The organism is Alishewanella sp. WH16-1 (assembly GCF_001441695.1).
GTDB lineage: Bacteria > Pseudomonadota > Gammaproteobacteria > Enterobacterales > Alteromonadaceae > Alishewanella > Alishewanella agri.
Map to the genome: position 1 here is coordinate 1 of NZ_LCWL01000133.1, position 1,385 is coordinate 1,385.

General features: G+C 45.2%; 1 protein-coding gene. It reads left to right on the forward strand.

Going from position 1 to position 1,385, the window contains the following annotated elements:
• Positions 1-93: 93 nt before the first annotated feature.
• Entirely contained in the window at positions 94-1,359 is a 1,266-nt protein-coding gene (locus tag AAY72_RS14155; RefSeq protein ID WP_057788381.1) for an IS4 family transposase, read from the forward strand.
• Positions 1,360-1,385: the final 26 nt, after the last annotated feature.

The following is a 1,385-nucleotide window of genomic DNA, read 5'->3' on the forward strand; positions in this document are numbered from 1 at the left end:
TCATACGTATGATCTTTAGGAATTGAAGAGGTGCTTCATTCGTGATCTAATTGATTTTGCAGAAAAAAAAGATCACCTTTGCAGGCAAAACGAATGAAGCAACAACAAGATATCCGATTTTTAAACGCTTTTGAACGACTTTTTTCAGCAAATGCGCTCGATGCACTGGGTCAGCAGTTAGGCTTGATGCAGCGGCGGCGGCACGTCACACCACAAAAGCTATGTATGGCTCTGGTCAGTGCACTCGGTGCAGGCACAACCCAATCGATTGCCGATATTCACCGACAATTTAACCATTTGCATGGCACTGACATAAAGCTTAAACCCTTTCATAAACAGTTAGTTAAGATGGCTGCTCCTGAGTTTATGCGCGAAGTGTTTGAAAAGGCATTGGCGCTGCACCTCCCTGATATGTTTGCTATCAGAGATAAATACCAGGAGATGTTTAAGCGTATTATTTTGCAAGATGGCACCAGTTTCGCCGTACATGACGACTTAATGCTCTATTTTCCTGGACGTTTTAATGAAACCAGCCCGGCAGCGATTGAGCTGCATGTCACGTATGACTTACTCAAGGCCCAACCTGATTGCGTTAGTCTGACAGAGGATATCGCGCCAGAGCGGCACTATTTGCCTTCGCCAGCAGCGTTAACGGGGTGCTTATTTATGGCTGATGCCGGTTATTTTTCAAAGCATTATGTGCAGCAACTGCATGAGGCCAGCGCGTATTTTATTATGCGGATGAGCAACAGCATTAATCCAATGGCCGTGTGTAGTGTGAGCCAGCAGAAGAAGCCGCTGAAGACATGGTTAAAGGAATTACCTGGTACAGGCGTATTAGATTTAGATGTGCACTGGCCTGATGGCCCAGTTTATCGCTGCGTGGCCTTTGCCGCATTAGACCATAAAAAGCGTCATGTACTGGTATGCACCAACCTTGGACGTGAACAGTTCCCTGCCACAGCAGTAGGTGATTTATATCGTGTTCGCTGGCAAATAGAGCTGTTGTTTAAAGAATGGAAGTCGATGAATAATTTAAATAAATTCGACACATGCCATGCCACTATCGTCGAAACACTCATCTGGGGTAGCTTACTGGCGGCCACCTTAAAACGCTGGCTTATCAACGCCGCTGAAAAGAAGTATAACCGGGTGTTGTCACTTTTTACTGGCGCAAAATCAGCTCATATGTGGTGGTTACCGTTTTGCATTGATATTGCGGTGAGCTCTGGCGCAGATTTAGTCAACGCCATGAATAACGCAATGGCATTTTTAGCTCAGCATTGTCGACGACAGAATGTGAAAAGAGACCAGAAAACAGGTTTGTTTAAGCTGCTGAATAACACGGCAAATCAGTAGGTTAGCTCACAAAGGTCATACGTATG

What these genes read in the sequence shown, in the direction of transcription:
- AAY72_RS14155 (WP_057788381.1), top strand. Translation starts at nt 94, where the DNA reads ATGAAGCAACAACAAGATATCCGATTTTTAAACGCTTTTGAACGACTT.